The sequence below is a fragment of the Dactylosporangium sp. NPDC048998 genome, from assembly GCF_043197855.1.
Taxonomy (GTDB): domain Bacteria; phylum Actinomycetota; class Actinomycetes; order Mycobacteriales; family Micromonosporaceae; genus Dactylosporangium.
In genome coordinates, this window is the sequence record NZ_JBICTV010000034.1 from 33,027 (window position 1) to 48,316 (window position 15,290).

Annotated in this window: 12 protein-coding genes and 1 pseudogene; 4 read left to right on the top strand and 9 right to left on the bottom strand. The window is 70.8% G+C overall.

Features of this window, described 5'->3' with window-relative positions:
* Positions 1-2: 2 nt before the first annotated feature.
* Genes ACGFI8_RS40440 through pnuC form a run of 3 tightly spaced genes read right to left on the bottom strand, consistent with a single transcriptional unit; the run spans position 3 to position 2,681 of the window.
* Positions 3-938 (bottom strand): STM4015 family protein, encoded by a 936-nt coding sequence (locus ACGFI8_RS40440; RefSeq protein WP_392812832.1) that lies wholly within the window; start codon positions 936-938, stop codon positions 3-5.
* 10 nt (positions 939-948) lie between these two features.
* Positions 949-2,043, bottom strand: coding sequence for an AAA family ATPase (locus ACGFI8_RS40445; protein WP_392812833.1), 1,095 nt, complete (start codon positions 2,041-2,043; stop codon positions 949-951).
* Positions 2,028-2,681, bottom strand: a complete 654-nt coding sequence (gene pnuC / locus ACGFI8_RS40450) for a nicotinamide riboside transporter PnuC (protein ID WP_392812834.1) — start codon at positions 2,679-2,681, stop codon at positions 2,028-2,030. Before pnuC ends, ACGFI8_RS40445 begins: the two co-directional genes overlap by 16 nt.
* Positions 2,682-2,697: 16 nt before the next feature.
* On the opposite strand from pnuC, the gene ACGFI8_RS40455 reads away from it, so the two are divergent.
* Entirely contained in the window at positions 2,698-2,991 is a 294-nt protein-coding gene (locus ACGFI8_RS40455; protein WP_392812836.1) for an antibiotic biosynthesis monooxygenase family protein, read from the top strand.
* Here ACGFI8_RS40455 and ACGFI8_RS40460 read toward each other — a convergent pair.
* Together ACGFI8_RS40460 and ACGFI8_RS40465 are read right to left on the bottom strand one after the other, a co-directional pair.
* Positions 2,988-3,929, bottom strand: a complete 942-nt coding sequence (locus tag ACGFI8_RS40460) for a hypothetical protein (protein ID WP_392812838.1) — start codon at positions 3,927-3,929, stop codon at positions 2,988-2,990. The genes ACGFI8_RS40455 and ACGFI8_RS40460 overlap by 4 nt on opposite strands.
* A 92-nt stretch (positions 3,930-4,021) precedes the next feature.
* Positions 4,022-4,156 carry a hypothetical protein gene (locus ACGFI8_RS40465; RefSeq protein WP_392812840.1) on the bottom strand — a complete coding sequence of 45 codons (135 nt, stop codon included), beginning with the start codon at positions 4,154-4,156 and terminating at the stop codon, positions 4,022-4,024.
* Positions 4,157-4,404: 248 nt separating this feature from the next.
* On the opposite strand from ACGFI8_RS40465, the pseudogene coaE reads away from it, so the two are divergent.
* A pseudogene (coaE, locus tag ACGFI8_RS40470) lies at positions 4,405-4,974 on the top strand (dephospho-CoA kinase); the annotation flags it as partial.
* A 471-nt stretch (positions 4,975-5,445) separates the two neighbouring features.
* Complete coding sequence (gene uvrB, locus ACGFI8_RS40475; RefSeq protein WP_392812841.1) at positions 5,446-7,611, top strand: excinuclease ABC subunit UvrB; 2,166 nt, start codon at positions 5,446-5,448, stop codon at positions 7,609-7,611.
* Between the two features lie 133 nt (positions 7,612-7,744).
* On the opposite strand, the gene rpsA is transcribed toward uvrB, so the two are convergent.
* Positions 7,745-9,241: a 30S ribosomal protein S1 gene (gene rpsA / locus ACGFI8_RS40480; protein WP_392812843.1), complete on the bottom strand. Its 1,497-nt coding sequence runs from the start codon at positions 9,239-9,241 to the stop codon at positions 7,745-7,747.
* A gap of 261 nt (positions 9,242-9,502) precedes the next feature.
* On the opposite strand from rpsA, the gene ACGFI8_RS40485 reads away from it, so the two are divergent.
* Positions 9,503-10,312 (top strand): class I SAM-dependent methyltransferase, encoded by an 810-nt coding sequence (locus ACGFI8_RS40485; protein WP_392812844.1) that lies wholly within the window; start codon positions 9,503-9,505, stop codon positions 10,310-10,312.
* A 346-nt stretch (positions 10,313-10,658) separates the two neighbouring features.
* Here ACGFI8_RS40485 and polA read toward each other — a convergent pair whose 3' ends face one another.
* The 3 genes from polA to ACGFI8_RS40500 form a co-directional block, all read right to left on the bottom strand.
* Positions 10,659-13,349 carry a DNA polymerase I gene (gene polA, locus ACGFI8_RS40490; RefSeq protein ID WP_392812846.1) on the bottom strand — a complete coding sequence of 897 codons (2,691 nt, stop codon included), beginning with the start codon at positions 13,347-13,349 and terminating at the stop codon, positions 10,659-10,661.
* 114 nt (positions 13,350-13,463) lie between these two features.
* A complete protein-coding gene (locus tag ACGFI8_RS40495) occupies positions 13,464-14,228 on the bottom strand; it encodes an amino acid ABC transporter ATP-binding protein (protein ID WP_392812847.1) in 765 nt (254 codons plus the stop codon).
* An 85-nt stretch (positions 14,229-14,313) separates the two neighbouring features.
* Positions 14,314-15,282 carry an amino acid ABC transporter permease gene (locus tag ACGFI8_RS40500; protein ID WP_392812849.1) on the bottom strand — a complete coding sequence of 323 codons (969 nt, stop codon included), beginning with the start codon at positions 15,280-15,282 and terminating at the stop codon, positions 14,314-14,316.
* Between the last annotated feature and the right edge of the window lie 8 nt (positions 15,283-15,290).

Consider the following 15,290-nt stretch of genomic DNA (forward strand, 5'->3'; position numbering starts at 1 on the left):
GCTCACTCCGTGACCGACACGTATCGGAAGCCGTCCTCCTCGGCCTCCTGCTCGTCGGAGACGTCGACGGCGACCCCGGGCAGCTCCTGCTCGAACCGCGCGGCGACGTCCTCGGACATGAAGTGGTGGGACAGGTCCAGCGAGCGCAGGTGGGTCAGCGGCTGGCCGAGCAGCAGTGCCTCGGCGCCGGCGTCGGAGAGCGCGCCCATCGACAGGTCCAGGCTGCGCAGCCGGGCCACGACGGGCGCCGCGGCGAGCGCCTCCGCGAGCTGGTCGGCGATCTCGGCGTTGCGCAGGGCGAGGCGGCGCAGCGCGGGCAGCTCCGCGCCGGACAGGATCGGCGCGAAGTTCTCGACCGTGGCGTCGGCGCCGTACTCCTGCACACCCAGCCACAGCTCGAGGTCCTCCAGCGCCGGGAACGACGAGTCGCAGAGGCCGCGGACGAACGCGGCCGGCAGGCCGCCGCTCTCCACGCTCAGCTCGCGCAGCCGCCGGTGGCGCACCGGGGCGAGCCGCAGCCCGTCGGCGCCGCGGATGTGCAGCACCTCCAGGGCCGGGAACGCGCCCAGCAGCGGCGCGTACTCACCCTGGTTGATCCACGAGATCTCGCACTCCTCGTAGGTCATCTCGCCCACGAACAGCGCCCGCAGGTTCGGCAGCCGGTCCCGCGCGGCGATCAGCAGGGGCAGCGGCGGCCCGTCGGACTGCGGCTCGCCCCACGACCCGATCACCAGCGCCCGCACCGTCGCGCCGCCGACCGCGTCGAGCAGCGCGTCGAGCGTGGCGGCGAACCGGTCCTCGCCGTCGCCGTAGTCGACGCCGATGCGCCACGCGACGTCCCGGCCGGCCCGGCGGGCGTCGCGGCGGCCCGCCGGGCCGGGCTCGAAGCGCCGCACGGGAAGGCCCGCGAACGAGGTGATGTTGCCGCCGATCGTCATGGCCGGGACGTTAGCAGGACCCCCCGACAATTCCGGGCGCGTCGGCCGGGAGCAGCGGCGATGCAAGATCCCAGCCCTCGGCGAGCAGCTCGTCGCAGGCCCGCACGGCGCGGGTGAGCCGCTCCCGGTACGGCCCCGTCAGCTCGATCCACGCCACCCCGGACGCGGCGAGCTCGGCCCGGAACCGGCCGGTCATCCAGGCGCGCAGGTGCTCGCCGTCGCGCATGCCGTCGTCCTCGAACGGCACGCCCTCGTCACTCGTCAGCAGGTACAGCGCGGGCCTGCGCGCAGCGTGACGGACCGCTTGCGATGCGCTGCCGAGATAGCGCTCCTCCCAGATCGCCGTGGCGAAACTGTCGGTGTCGCAGAGCAGAATGGGGCCGCCGGAGCGGGCGGCGGCGTCCTCGGCGGCGTTCTGTTCCCGTGCGACGGTCACGAAGTCCTCGCGCGTCCAGACGACGTCGGCCACGCCCTGTCCCGGCGCCAGTCCGGCCATCTTCAAGGAGGTCAATGTGCGGCCGTACTCCTCGACCCAGGCGGTACCGCTGAAGGCACCCGCGCGCAGGCGAAGATGCGCGGCCAGGGCGCGGGCCAGCGTCGTGGTGCCCGTCGACTCGGCGCCGACGACCACGACCCGCCGGGCGAACCAGGCGCGCACCGGCGGCGCCAGGAACGCCCAGTTGGCGACGGGGTCGGCGCGCACCGCGGTGCCGGACACGGGCACCGCGACCCGGCCCGGGTCGACCGGCACGTGCTGGGCGCCGAAGCGGCGGGCCAGCTCCTCGCCGTACGACTCGGAGGAGAAGACCCGGTCGACGCGGCGGCGGCCGGCGGCGGCCCGGAACAGCGCGCAGTGGGCCTCCCACGCCTCGGCCGACCCGTAGTCGATCGGCAGATCGTCGTGGACACCCACAAACCGCACGTGCGGGTCGGCGGCGTGCACCTCGCGCAGCCACGCGAGCCGGTCGGCCAGCGGGATCGACTCCACTGTGGACGGCGCGACGACCACGGTCACCTCGTCGCAGGCCCGCGCGGCCGTGTCGATGAGGTGATGGTGCCCGGCGTGCGGCGGGTAGAACTTGCCGACGATCAGTCCGTGGACCACGCCGGTCTCTCCCCGCCCAGATCCCCGTCCAGAACCGCGGCCTGGTCGCGCAGCTGCGCACGCCAGGCCCGCAGGCCCAGCACGCACAGGGCCAGGAACACCAGGTACAGCAGCGCGGTGAGCCACAGGTCCTTGTAGCCGTAGAGGGGGACGTAGACGACGTCGACGGCGATCCACAGCCACCAGCTCTCCACGAGCCGGCGGGTCTGCCCGTAGGTGGCCAGCAGCGACACCGCGGTCGTGGCGGCGTCGGGCCAGGGCACGGTCGACTCGGTGAAGCGGTCGAGGTACCACCACAGCAGCACGGTGAGCAGCACACCCGCGCCGGCGAGCCACCACCATTCGGCCCGGGTCGTCGCGCGCACCCGCTGCTCGACCGCGCCGGTGCTCCAACGCCACCAGCCGTAGGCGCCGAGCACGACGTACACGACCTGCAGCCAGGCGTCGCCGTAGAGGCCCACGTGCCAGAACGCGATCATGAGCAGCAGCACGTTGGCGATGCCCAGCGGCCAGTTCGCGATGTGCTGGCGCACGACGAGGTAGACCGTGAGCAGGCCGCTGGCGAAGCCGAGCAGCTCGGCCCAGGTCGTCGGGGCGCCGAAGGCGTGGAAGGCCTCGGAGGTCAGCCAGTCGAGCACGGTCTACCCTTATCCGATGGTTCTGGAAGTCGCTCTGATCGACGTGCAGGAAGGCCGCGAGGACGAGTTCGCCGCCGCGTACCGCAAGGCCCATGAGGTCCTCGCCACCACCCCGGGCCTGCGCTCGGTGCGCATGACCCGGGGCGTCGAAAGCGCCTCGCGCTTCGTGCTGCTCGTGGAGTGGGACTCGGTGGAGGCGCACCTGGACAACTTCCGGGCCACCGAGCGCTTCACCCAGTGGCGCGCGCTCATCGGCCCGTACTTCGACGGCGCGCCTCGCGTGGAGCACTTCACCGACGTCGAGCCCTAGTCGCCGGCCTTCTTGTAGACGATGAAGTCCAGGTTTGCGGAGTAGAGCGCGCCGGTGACCAGCTCGCCGGCGCGGGTCATGAACCACGCGTACCGATCCTCGCTGGTGCGCACGCAGACCTTCGAGCCTGGCAGGAGGCTCGCCAGGACCACCTGGCCGGTCCACTGGGCCGCCGGCACCGCCGAGCAGGCGGCCAGCGACGGGGTGTCGGCGGTGAGCAGGACCGCGAACCTGGCGCCGTTGGCGGCGGACAGGCCGATCGCGCCGGCCGTCACGTCCGCACCGGCGGTCTGCTTGGTGCCGCTGTCGAAGTCGTACGCCTCATCGGGCTGCCCGGCCAGGACTGCGAGCTGCGCCGTCCCGGTGCGCAGGATGCCGGTGGCCGGCGGCGCGGCGGGCGGCGCGGACACGCCCGCGCTCGGGCCGGCCGCGGCGCCGCTCGCCGGGCCGCTCGGGTCGGCGGTAGTCCCGGCGGTCGCGGAGGCGCCGCCCGCGCCGCCGCCCGCGCCGCCGCTCGACCCCGCGGTCCGTTCGGCCACGGGTACGACCGGCTCCCCCGTGGTCGCGTCCGTCGTGGCGGCAGTGGCGTCGGTGCCGTCCTTCGTGGAGTCGTCGCGCGTCGCCAGCACCCCACCGGCGACTGCGATGACGAGGACGACCAGCCCGACGAGCAGGACGGCGATCCGCCCCTTCCGCAACGGTTGCGTCGCGGGCTCCGGTTCCTCCGCGGGCGCCGGGGCCGGGGCGGCCTCTTCCGCCGGCGCGGCGGGCTGGCGCGGCACGATCGCGTATGCCGACGTCGGCCAGCCGGACCCGCCGTCCAGCGGCGAGTCGGACATCCAGCCGCGCCGGCTCTTGGGCCGGGGCGGCGAACCGTTCACCTGGTCGTGGCTGTGCTCCGTCGGCGGATCCTGCCGTGGGGGGTGTCCCGGCTCCATGCAGCGCGTCCTTCTGGTCCTGGCAGATGGGCAGTTGCCCGGCAGAGTATCGCTGACCGCCCACGGCTTGCGCCACGGCAGAAAGGACCCTCTCAGCGTGCCAGCATCTGCACGACCGCCGTCGCGCCCGTGGCCGTGTACCAGCCGCTCACGGCGAGTACGCCCAGCACTGCCACGGCGGCGAGGAACGGCATCGCCTCGGCGGTCGACTGCCGTCTCGTGCGCATGCGGCGGTGCCTCGCGCGGCGCGCGGGACGGCGACCTTCCGCTGCCGGACCGCTACCGTGTGGTATGAAGCCTGCCCAGTCGCGGCGCGCCAGGCCCGGCCGGCCCAGGCTGTGTCGCCCTACTGTCATGATCGTCCCCCGAATCTCGCTTGAGTCGGAAGATATCTTGACAAACCTCGCAATTCGTGCAAACCATGCCGGAGTACCCCGGCGCGGGCGCTCGATTCACCTTCCGGTGTGATTGCGTGGTGAAGATGGTTGGGCTGACCGGCGGCATCGGCGCCGGCAAGAGCGCGGTCGCGGCCCGGCTGGCGGCGCTCGGCGCGGTGATCGTGGACGCCGACCGGCTGGCCCGGGAGGTGGTCGCGCCGGGCACGGAGGGGCTGGCCCGGGTCGTCGAGGCGTTCGGCCCGTCGGTGCTCGCTGCGGACGGCTCCCTCGACCGGGCAGCGCTGGCGCGGGTGGTCTTCGCCGACGACGACGCCCGAAGGCGGCTGGAGCAGATCACGCATCCGCTGGTGCGGGAGCGGACGGCCGAGCTCGTCGCGGCGGCGCCCGGCGACGCGGTCGTGGTCAACGACGTGCCGCTGATCGTGGAGAAGGGCATGGCCGGCCTGTACGAGCTGGTCGTCGTCGTCTTCGCCTCGCTCGAGACGAGGCTGGAACGATTGACGCGGCTGCGCGGGATGAGCCGGGACGAGGCGATGACGCGGATCGCGAAGCAGGCGACGGACGAGCAGCGCCGAGCGGTCGCGGACATCGCGATCGACAACGACGGGACGCCGGAGGAGCTGGATCGGGCGGTCGCGGCCGCCTGGGAGCGCATCAGGTCCGCTTGACGCGTTTTCCGCCAGTTGTACCTCGTGATGCGCGCTTTCCGTCCTCCCCCTCGTTGCCCTCAGCGCGCTTTGACTGCCTCATATTGGCGCGATTTGCCATCGTTTGCCATCTCTTCGGCCATTTGGTTGCTGCTCGTTCCGTTTTACGTGGTCTGGTGTGGGCCGTGGCTTGTGTGCGGGCGTGGCTTAGGCGCTCGCGGCGGCCGGTCGCGCGCTGCGCGCGATCCCCGCCTCGGTGCGCTCGCCGGCCGTGACGGGCCGGGGCTGCAACCGGGCGCCGGGAGGGCCGGCGTGATGGGCCGGCCTGCTCTCCGGTCGGCCGCCGCGAGCGGCCTACGACGTCTACCGTAGACCGGTGATGTTTCCCACACAATCGTCAGGCTGAATACGATCGAGCACCCAGGGCGAGGACCCGGAAAGTTGTCATACCCCCCGCGTACGGTTGAGGTCATGGCGCTCGACATCCCACGCTTGGACCGCCGTTTCGAGGTAGTCAGCGAGTACAAGCCCTCCGGCGACCAGCCCGCGGCGATCGACGCGCTCGCCAAGCGGGTGCGGGCCGGCGACCGGCACACCGTGCTGCTCGGCGCGACCGGCACAGGCAAGAGCGCGACCACGGCCTGGCTGGTGGAGCGGCTGCAGCGCCCGACGCTGGTGCTCGCTCACAACAAGACCCTGGCCGCGCAGCTGGCCAAGGAGTTCCGCGATCTGATGCCACACAACGCGGTGGAGTATTTCGTCAGCTACTACGACTACTACCAGCCCGAGGCCTACATCCCGCAGACCGACACCTATATCGAGAAGGACTCGTCGGTCAACGAGGAGGTCGAGCGGCTGCGGCACTCGGCGACGATGAGCCTGCTGACCCGCCGCGACGTCATCGTGGTCGCGACCGTGTCGGCGATCTACGGCCTGGGCACGCCGGAGGAATACCTGGACCGGGCCGCGAAGGTCAGCGTCGGCGAGGAGATCGAGCGCGACAAGCTGCTGCGGCGCCTGGTCGACATCCAGTACACGCGCAACGACCTGGCGTTCAACCGGGGCACGTTCCGGGTGCGCGGCGACACGCTGGAGATCATCCCGGCCTACGAGGAGCTCGCGATCCGCATCGAGTTCTTCGGCGACGAGATCGAGCGCCTGTCCTACCTGCACCCGCTCACCGGCGACGAGATCCGCCAGACCGACTCGCTGCTGATCTTCCCCGCGACGCACTACGCGGCCGGCCCCGAGCGCATGGAGCGGGCGATCGCCGCCATCGAGGTGGAGCTCGAGGAGCGCCTCGCCGAGCTCGACCGGGAGGGCAAGCTGCTCGAGGCGCAGCGCCTGCGGATGCGCACCACCTACGACGTCGAGATGATGCGGCAGGTCGGGTTCTGCAACGGCATCGAGAACTACTCCCGCCACATCGACGGCCGGGATGCCGGCAGCCCGCCGCACTGCCTGCTCGACTACTTCCCCGACGACTTCCTGACCGTCATCGACGAGTCGCACGCCACCGTGCCGCAGATCGGCGGGATGTACGAGGGGGACGCCTCCCGCAAGCGCACGCTCGTCGAGCACGGCTTCCGGCTGCCCAGCGCGCAGGACAACCGCCCGCTGCGCTTCGACGAGTTCGAGGAGCGGGTCGGCCAGACGGTGTACCTGTCGGCCACGCCCGGCCCGTGGGAGCTGGGCAAGACCCAGGGCGAGTTCGTCGAGCAGGTGATCCGCCCGACCGGCCTGGTCGACCCCGAGGTCGTGCTCAAGCCGACCAAGGGCCAGATCGACGACCTCATGCACGAGATCAAGCTGCGCACCGAGCGCGACGAGCGGGTCCTGGTCACCACGCTGACCAAGAAGATGGCCGAGGACCTCACCGACTACCTCCTCGAGCACGGCATCCGGGTCCGCTACCTGCACTCGGAGGTCGACACGCTGCGCCGGGTGGAGCTGTTGCGGGAGCTGCGCCGCGGCGAGTTCGACGTGCTCGTCGGCATCAACCTGCTCCGCGAGGGCCTCGACCTGCCCGAGGTGAGCCTGGTGGCGATCCTCGACGCGGACAAGGAGGGCTTCCTGCGCTCGGGCACCAGCCTCATCCAGACCATCGGCCGCGCGGCGCGCAACGTCTCCGGTCAGGTCCACATGTATGCGGACAAGATGACCCCGTCGATGGCCCTGGCGATCGACGAGACCAACCGCCGGCGCGACAAGCAGATCGCGTACAACAAGGCCAGCGGCATCGACCCGCAGCCCCTGCGCAAGAAGCTGGGCGACATCCTCGACGACATCTACCGCGAGGCCGAGGACACGGCCGGCGTCGTGAGCGGCCATGGCCCGGGCGGCGCCGTCGTCATCGGCGGCGGGCGCCAGATGAGCCGCGGCAAGTCCCCGGAGGGCACCCGCGCCCGCCAGAAGGGCGGCGGCACCAAGGGCGCGGCAGCCACCGCCGGCGCCCCGTCCGCCCCCGCCCGCGCAGGCATGGCCCGCGCCGAGCTCGCCACCCTGATCCAGGACCTGAACGAGCAGATGCTGTCCGCGGCCCGCGAACTCCAGTTCGAACTGGCCGCCCGCATCCGCGACGAGGTAGCCGAACTGAAGAAGGAACTCCGAGCCATGGACGTAGCCGGCGTGAAGTAGCCCGCCCCCGCGCCCACCGCGCGCCAGCCAGGCCGCGGGGCCGCCGGGGCGGGGCGGGCCGGGGCGGGGCCGGGGTAAAGGAAAAGCCCCGGACCCTTGCGGGCCCGGGGCTTTCGCTATGGCGTTGCTGGTGTCAGCTCTTGCCGCCGGCGAGCTTCTCGCGCAGGGCGGCCAGCGCCTCGTCCGTGGCCAGGGTGCCGGACGGCTCCTCCGGGGCGCGGGCCGCGGTCGGGGTCGACGTGGACACCGAGCCCGTGGCCGGGGCGGCCGCGGCCGGCTCGGCGGTGGCGTCGGCCTGGCGGGCGGTCTGCACCTGCTTGGTGTGGGCCTCCCAGCGCTGGCGGGCTTCGGCGTACTGCTGCTCCCACGCCTCGCGCTGCTTCTCGAAGCCGGGCATCCACTCGGCGGTCTCCGGGTCGAAGCCCTCCGGGTAGATGTAGTTGCCCTGCTCGTCGTAGGTGGCCGACATGCCGTAGAGGGTCGGGTCGAAGTGCTCCTCGCCCTCGACGAAGCCCTCGTTGGCCTGCTTGAGCGACAGCGAGATCCGGCGCCGCTCCAGGTCGATGTCGATGACCTTGACCATGACGTCGGAGCCGACCTGCACGACCTGCTCCGGGATCTCCACGTGGCGCTCGGCCAGCTCGGAGATGTGCACCAGGCCCTCGATGCCGTCGTCGACGCGGACGAAGGCGCCGAACGGGACGAGCTTGGTGACCTTGCCGGGCACGATCTGCTGGATGGCGTGGGTCCGGGCGAACTGGCGCCACGGGTCTTCCTGGGTCGCCTTCAGCGACAGGGAGACGCGCTCACGGTCCAGGTCGACGTCGAGGACCTCGACCTCCACCTCCTGGCCGACCTCGACCACCTCGGACGGGTGATCGATGTGCTTCCAGGACAGCTCGGAGACGTGGACCAGGCCGTCGACACCACCGAGGTCGACGAACGCACCGAAGTTGACGATCGAGGACACGACGCCCTTGCGGACCTGGCCCTTCTGCAGCTTGTGCAGGAACTCGGTGCGGACCTCGGACTGGGTCTGCTCGAGGTAGGCGCGGCGCGACAGGACCACGTTGTTGCGGTTCTTGTCCAGCTCGATGATCTTCGCCTCGAGCTCACGGCCCACATACGGCTGCAGGTCACGCACCCGCCGCATCTCCACCAGCGAGGCGGGCAGGAAGCCGCGCAGGCCGATGTCGAGGATGAGACCGCCCTTGACGACCTCGATGACCGAGCCGCGGACGACGCCGTCGTCCTCCTTGATCTTCTCGATCGTGCCCCACGCGCGCTCGTACTGCGCACGCTTCTTCGAGAGGATCAGGCGGCCTTCCTTGTCCTCCTTCTGCAGGACCAGGGCCTCGATGTGGTCACCGACCGACACGACCTCAGCAGGGTCGACATCATGCTTGATCGACAGCTCGCGCGAGGGGATGACACCCTCGGTCTTGTAGCCGATGTCGAGCAGGACCTCGTCCCGATCGACCTTGACGACGGTGCCTTCGACGATGTCGCCGTCATTGAAGTACTTGATGGTCTCGTCGATCGCGGCGAGGAAAGCCTCCTCGGAACCGAGGTCGTCGATGGTGACCTTGTTGCTGCTGGCGCTCGAGGTGGCCTCGATGCTGCTCGTCATGTGGGCTGTTGCTCCGGTCGGTGGATTTGCCTGGTGAACCTGCGCGCTCCCGCGGACCCGTCGTCGGGCACAACCCGCCTTTCGCAGTGCAGGATCAGTGCATTGGAAGCTCAGGATGTGTTCGACGACCGTGAGCCTGCTCCATGCCGAGGCGCACAAACCCACGAGTGCACCGATCAGCCTACCCTGCGCAATACCACATGGTCCAACCCTCCCCCAGACCCGATCTGCCGACTTTGCCAGGGCCTACCGTTGCTCCCCATGGAATCGTCACCTGACGCAGGCGTCACACGACGTGCCGTGAGTCCCGCCGAGAGCCGCCGGGCCAGCCGGCGATGGTGGGACGGCGACGCCGACTCCTACCAGGAGGAACACGGTTCCTTCCTGGGCGAAGTGGACTTCGTGTGGTGCCCGGAGGGGCTGCGCGAGGCCGACGCCCGCCTGCTCGGCGACGTGGCCGGCAAGCGCGTGCTCGAGATCGGCTGCGGCGCCGCGTCCTGCTCGCGCTGGCTCAGGACCCAGGGCGCGGACGTCGTCGCGTCCGACCTGTCGGCCGGCATGCTCCGGCACGCCCGCGGTGGCGCCACCCGATCGGGTGTCGTGGTACCCCTCCTGCAGGCCGACGCGACCGCCCTGCCGTTCGCCCAGGGCGTATTCGACATCGCCTGCACGGCCTTCGGCGCGGTGCCGTTCGTAGCCGACTCGGCTCGCGTCATGCGCGAGGTCCACCGTGTCCTGCGCCCCGGCGGCCGCTGGGCCTTCTCCATCACGCACCCGATGCGCTGGGTGTTCCTCGACGACCCGGGCGAGGGCGGCCTGGTCGCGGTCCACTCCTACTTCGACCGCCGCGCGTACGTCGAGGAGGACGAGCGCCACGTCGCCACCTACGTCGAGCAGCACCGCACCCTGGGCGACCGCATCCGCGAGCTGGTCTCCGCCGGCTTCGTGCTCGACGATCTCATCGAGCCGGAGTGGCCCGACCATCACAAGCTGACCTGGGGCCAATGGAGCCCCCTGCGCGGCCGGATCTTCCCGGGCACGGCGATATTCGTCGCCACCAAACCCGCATGAAACCGGAAATCTCAGATTCGTTCCGGCCAATTCGCCCGGCCGCCCAAAGCCACGAAGGCGAAGGCAAGCCCCCGAAACCACGAAGGTAAGGAACGCGACACCACGGAGGCGAGCACGCCACGAAGGCAAGCGGGCCGCACCACCCGAAACATCATCCATTGACCGCCGACTCCGACCGAGCCGGCGGCCCAGCCGGGAACCAGCCCGCCGCACGCCCGGAGAAGAACGAGCCGAGGCCGCACGACAGAGAACACGACAGAGAACCGGTCGGCGGGTGGGCCGTCGGAGGACGAGCCGACGGCCCACTCGGCCGAACCGGAGAGAGCGACACGGGGGCCGAGGAGCGTCAGTGGTCGGCGGCGTTCCAGTCTCTTCCGACGCCCACGGAGACGCCGAGCGGTACGTCGAGCGGGTAGGCGCCGCCCATCTGCTCGCGCACCAGGGCCTCCACGGCCTCGCGCTCGCCCGGGGCGACCTCGAACACCAGCTCGTCGTGGACCTGCAGGAGCATGCGCGAGCGCAGGCCGGAGGCGCGCAGCGCCGCGTCGACGCGCAGCATCGCGACCTTGATGATGTCGGCCGCGGAGCCCTGAATCGGGGCGTTGAGCGCCATCCGCTCGGCCATCTCGCGGCGCTGGCGGTTGTCGCTGTTGAGGTCCGGCAGGTATCGCCGGCGGCCGAGCACCGTCTCCGTGTAGCCGTCGCGGCGCGCCTGGGCGACGATCTGGCGCAGATAGTCGCGCACCCCGCCGAACGTGGCGAAATACTCCTCCATGAGCACGGTCGCCTCGGCCGGGCTGATGCCGAGCTGGGTGCCCAGGCCGTAGGAGGACAGCCCGTAGGCCAGGCCGTAGTTCATCGCCTTGATCTTGCGGCGCTGGTCGGGGACGACCTCGCCGACGGGGACCGAGAACACCGACGAGGCGGTGGCGGCGTGGAAGTCGAAGCCGGAGTTGAACGCCTCGATCAGCGCCGCGTCCTTCGACATGTGCGCCATGATGCGCATCTCGATCTGGCTGTAGTCGGCGGTCAGCAGCGTCTCGTACCCCTCGCCGACGATAAACGCCCGGCGGATGCGCCGCCCCTCCTCGGTGCGGATCGGGATGTTCTGCAGGTTGGGGTCGGTGCTGGAGAGCCGGCCGGTGGCGGCGACCGTCTGGAAATACGTCGTGTGGATGCGCCCGTCGTCGCTGATCGACTTGAGCAGCCCGTCGACGGTGGTCTTGAGCTTGGCCACGTCCCGGTGGCGCAGCAGGTGCTCCAGCAGCGGGTGCTGCGTCTGCGCGAACAGCCCCTGCAGCGCGTCGGCGTCGGTCGTGTAGCCCGTCTTGATCTTCTTGGTCTTCGGCAGCCCGAGCTCGTTGAACAGGATCTCCTGCAGCTGCTTGGGCGAGCCGAGGTTGAACTCGCGCCCGATCACGCCGTAGGCGCTCTGCGCCGCACCCTTCACCCCGGCCGCGAACTGCGCCTCCAGTTCGCTGAGGTATTCGGTGTCGGCGGCGATCCCGACCCGCTCCATCTCCGCGAGCACGTTGACCAGCGGCAGCTCGACCTCGGCCAGCAGTCCGGCCGAGGAGTCGCCGTCGCGGTGCAGCTCCTCGTCGATCGCCTCGGCCAGGTCGAGCGTGGCCCGGGCGCGCAGCATCAGGTTTTCCTCGGCCTCGCCGGTGTTGCCGCCCAGCCCGTCGAGGGTGAGCTGGCCGTTGTCGGGCGCGTCGACCCGCAGCTCGCGCTTGAGGTAGCGCAGGGCGAGGTCGTTGAGGTCGTAGGAGCGCTGGTCGGGCCGGGCGAGATAGGCCTCCAGGGCGGTGTCGGAGGCCACGCCGTTCAGGTCCCAGCCGCGGGCCAGGAACGCGAGCCGGGCCGGCTTCACCTCGTGCAGCACCTTGAACCGGTCCTCGGCGGCGAGCCACTCGCCCACGGCGGCGTCGTCGGCCGCGTCGAGCTCGGTCGGGTCGAACCACGCGGCCGGCCCGTCGGGGGCGGCGAGCGCGATGCCGGTCAGCGAGCCGGTGCCGCGGCCGAACCGCCCGGCGACGGCGACGCCGACCCGTTTGCCGGCCGGGGCATGCTCGCCGAGCCAGGCCCCGACGCCGCCGCGCAGCACCTCGCCGGACAGGTCGAAGCCGGACTCGGCCTCGGGCTCGACGGCCTCGAGGTACTGATACAACCGGTCGCGCAGCACCCGGAACTCCAGCGAGTCGAACACCTGGTGCACGGCCTCGCGATCCCAGCCGCGCCAGCGCAGGTCCTGCGGGTCGACCGGCAGCTCGAGGTCGCCGACGAGCTGGTTGAGCTCATAGTTGCGCATGACCTCGGCGAGGTGGGCGCGCACGTTCTCCCCCGCCTTGCCCTTGATCTCGTCGACCCGGGCGATGATGCCGTCGAGGCCGCCGAACTGCACGATCCACTTGGCGGCCGTCTTGTCGCCGACGCCGGGGACGCCGCTGAGGTTGTCGCTGTCCTCACCGACGAGCGCCGCCTTGTCCCGATACAGCGACGGCGGGATCCCGAAGCGCTCCTCGACCCTCGCCGGGGTCATGCGGTCCATCTCGGTGACGCCGCGCTTGAGATACAGGACGGTGACGGTGTCGTTGACCAGCTGGAACGAGTCGCGGTCACCGGTGACGACCGACGTGGACATGCCCTGCTCGGTGGCGAGCCGGGCGAGCGTGGCGATCACGTCGTCGGCCTCGTAGCCCGGCTTCTCCACGAACGGGATGCGCAGGGCGTTGAGGACCTCCTTGATGAGGTCGATCTGGCCGGAGAACTCGGGCCGGGTGGCGGACCGGTTGGCCTTGTACTCCGCATACTTCTCCAGCCGGAACGTCTGCCGGGAGACGTCGAAGGCCACGGCGATGTGCGTGGGCTGCTCGTCGCGCAGCATGTTGATCAGCATCGACGTGAAGCCGAAGACGGCGTTGGTCACCTGGCCCGTGGCCGTGGAGAAGTTCTCCGCGGGCAGGGCGAAGAACGCCCGGTAGGCGAGCGAGTGCCCGTCGAGCAGCAACAGCCTGGAGTCAGTCGAACCCGTCACGCCTGGCGACTCTAGTCGCCCCCTCTGACATTTTTCCGCGACCCCGCGCCGCGGAAACCCCTCGGAACCCTCCAAGGCGGCGCGGCCGGTGCCGCGCCGCCCGGCGGAGCGCGGTCAGAGCACCTTGGCCAGGAAGGTCTTCGTCCGCTCGTGCCGCGGGTTCGCGATGATCTCGCGCGGGTTGCCGGCCTCGACCACGACACCGCCGTCCATGAAGACCAGCGTATCCCCGACCTCGCGGGCGAAACCGATCTCGTGCGTGACGACCACCATGGTCATGCCCTCCCGGGCCAGATCCTGCATGACGTCGAGGACCTCACCGACCAGCTCCGGGTCCAGCGCGCTCGTCGGCTCGTCGAACAGCATGAGCTTCGGGCGCATGGCCAGCGCCCGCGCGATCGCGACCCGCTGCTGCTGGCCGCCGGAGAGCTGGTTCGGGTACGAGTCGACCTTCTCGGCCAGCCCGACGCGGTCGATCAGCGCCAGCGCCCGCTGCCGCACCTCGGACCTGGACTCGCGGCGCACGCGCAGCGGCGCCTCCATGACGTTCTCCAGCACCGTCATGTGCGGGAACAGATTGAACCGCTGGAACACCATGCCGATGTTCCGCCGCTGGATCGCCACCTCCCGGTCGCGCATCTCGTACAGCTTGCCGCCGCGCTCGCGGTACCCGACGAGCTCACCGTCGACCCAGATCCGGCCGGCGTTGAGCCGCTCCAGGTGGTTGATGCAGCGCAGGAACGTCGACTTGCCTGAGCCGGAGGGGCCGATCACGCAGCAGACCTCGCCCGGCCGGACCTCCAGGTCGATGCCCCTGAGCACTTCGAGGCGGCCGAAGTACTTGTGGACGTTCTCCGCCCGCACCATCGCTTCGCTCATGCCGTCACCTCCGCTTCGCTCCGGCAGCGGCACGAGCTGAACCTGCGTTTCTGATGAGCGGCCACTCCGCTTCGCTCCGTACCGCTCATGCCGCGGTCACCCGGCCTCCGGTCTCCGCGCCCAGGTCACGAAGGCGCGCGCGGGCCTTCTGGCTCCGGTTGTACCCCTTGGAGAAGTACCGCTCGATGTAGTGCTGGGCGACGAGCAGCACGCTGGTGAGGACGATGTACCAGCCGCAGGCCGCGACGAGCATCGGGAACACCACGAAGGTCCGGTGGCCGACCGCCTGCAGCTGGAAGAACAGCTCACCGGTCACCGGGACATACGCCACCAGCGAGGTGTCCTTGAGCATGGCGATCGTCTCGTTGCCCGTCGGCGGGACGATGAGCCGCATCGCCTGCGGCAGCACGATGCGCCGCAGCACCTGCCCGCGGCTCATGCCCAGCGCCTCGGCGGCCTCGGCCTGGCCCGGATCGACGGACTGGACGCCGGCCCGCACGATCTCCGCCATGTATGCCGCCTCGGACAGCGCCAGGGCGAGCATGCCGGCGACGAAACCGGACAGGAACGTCCGCGCGTCCACCCCGAACAGGCGCACCCGCAGGTCGTCGATGCCGAAGAGCCGGCCGATCTGCGTGTCGAACGGCAGGCCGAACTCCAGCCGTGCCCACAGGATGCCCAGGTTGCCGAAGAGCACGGCGAGGACCAGCCGGGGCATGGCCCGGAAGATCCATGTGTACGTCCACGCCACCCCGCGCAGCACCGGGTTCGGTGACAGGCGCATGATCGCGATGAGGACGCCGAGGAGCACGCCGATGACCATCGAGAAGATCGTCAGCAGGATCGTGCCGCGCAGCCCATCGATGATCGGCGGCCGGAACGCGTTGTCGACGATGAACGCCCACTGGAAGTGGTCGTTGGTGACCAGCAGGTGGACGAACATCGCCACGAGCACGGCGAGGACGGCGACCAGGACCCAGCGCCAGGGGTGCCGGACCGGCACCGCCTTGATGGGTTCAGGCGGTGCCGGCGCCGGGACGGAATCGAGTGCCATCCGCGCAG